A 1,848-nucleotide genomic window follows, 5' to 3' on the forward strand; every position below is an offset into this window, starting at 1 on the left:
TGCCAGTCATGCCGTGACCGCCGGTTATATCAATCCGTTTATGGGCACGCCGGGGACTGTGCAAAAACTGTCCAATAAACTGAGTATTCTGCAGCTCCAGACCAAAATCGCCAAAGCCCGGGCCAGCTATGCCAAATACGATAGTGAGGCGAATTCCATGGCGCTGGACAACTCTCCGCAATTGCGGTCACTGGAACAAACCGTGGCTGAACTGCGCGGCAAAATGCAGGCGTTGACAGCGGCTTCCGCCCGGGCACAACAGGTGGCCCATCAGGTGCAGAAAGCGACCCAGGCCAAGCGGGCACATCTCGTCGTAGTCGCCATCATGGACGATCAGGGGCAGCGCGGGGCCGTGATTCAGGTAGGGAAAAACACCTATACGGTGAAGGCCGGAAGCACGCTGGATGGGCATTTGGTGCAGGCCGTGGACCCGCATCAGGTGATACTGGGCGATGGCACCATCCTGAAACTCTCGTCGCAAATCGGACATTATCAGTCCACCAGTTGGAAAGGCCATCAAAATAGCGGACAGATTGCCTCTCCACAGCAGTCCAATATCCTCACGCACTTGGCCAGTGAGGCGAAAAAGGACGGGATCCGTTTTAATGCGCCCCCATCCGGCGGCGTCAGTCCCGACGGCATGCCGATTTTGCGCCCGGGCATGGTACCGGGTTAAACGGTAGGAGATACAATGTCTTCCAGTTCTGTGCAGACGGCGCCCCATATCGTGCAGCAGCGTCCAAAAACCGGTATGGGGTTTGCCTTTGATGCGGTGGATTTTCCGGTTTCTGCCAATTTCGCTATTTTCCTCGATAGCGTGACCCAGGGCGGTGTGTATCACGATGTAGAGCGGGATTGGGGCGATCAGGTCACGGAACACATGTCGCCGTCCTTGAGAAAGGCGGATATGGCGGCCTTTCGGCAGACCGTACAACGGGCAGCGGATAAGGCTTTTCTGACGCCCTTGGGCAGAAATCTGGTGCTGCGCGCCTATCATGTGCTGGCCGCATTGATGGCGGGAAACCGGGATTTTATGGCGGACCTGCAAGGCCGGAATCGTTTTATCTTTGTGGTGAGTGCCCCACGGCATGGCGGCAGTTACCTGACCAAAGAATTACTGCGGGCATTGGGGAAGGATTATCGGGACTATCCCGCCTGGTTTATGCATGACGGATTCCCGGATATCCGGCAGGCCTGGTTGAGTCATGATGGTATGGAATGGCTGCCCATGACCCGCAGAGCGATGCAGCAGACCGCCGAGTGGATAGTCATGGCGGACTGGTTCTTTCGGGATGACCCGCAGCGGAGCGATCGGGATGCCGACGCGGTGGATGGTGTGGTGGACTCTCCGCGTCCCGCCTTGCGGACCATTCCGAAAAAGGCCACGAAGGCCATCTACGAAGCGCGGTTCTTTCGGGATGTTTTCGGGATGCATGCTGAATATGTGGTCCCTGTTCGGCATCCCGCCGCCGCTTGTCTTTCCTTGGTAGAAAAAGCCGGCGGTATGCCCGAAAACGGTCTCTTTCCCCAGTATCCGCGCAGCGCGATTGAAGGATGGGTATTGGAAACCTGGGCGCAGGAAGGGGTGGTGGCCGAAGCCGTGGCGAAAATGCCCTATTTTACGGCCTACCTGCACTACTGGTTGCGGTATCACGAGATCATGGCGACCAATGGATTGTTCCTGAACAATCGCAAACTAACCATGCTGCCGTACACCCGAACCGCCTTTGAAGGGTATCTGCAGCGCCAGCATGACCGTTTCCGCTCGGGTTGCCGGGTGGAACCCATGCACATTCACAGCAAGGTGACGGCTCAGTACCCGCAGTGGTTGCGCCAGAGCGAAAGCAC

2 protein-coding genes are annotated in these 1,848 nt (G+C 57.4%); both read left to right on the top strand.

Annotation, left to right across the window (positions count from 1 at the left end; all coding sequences use genetic code 11):
- Positions 1 to 676 (top strand): hypothetical protein (locus tag AC2VLY_RS16830; RefSeq protein ID WP_486892561.1); only part of this gene is annotated, 676 nt, incomplete at its 5' end.
- 15 nt (positions 677 to 691) lie between these two features.
- Positions 692 to 1,848: hypothetical protein (locus AC2VLY_RS16835; protein ID WP_486922688.1), on the top strand; the 1,157-nt coding region annotated here is incomplete at its 3' end.

This window comes from Acidithiobacillus sp. TH-A36, assembly GCF_057473445.1.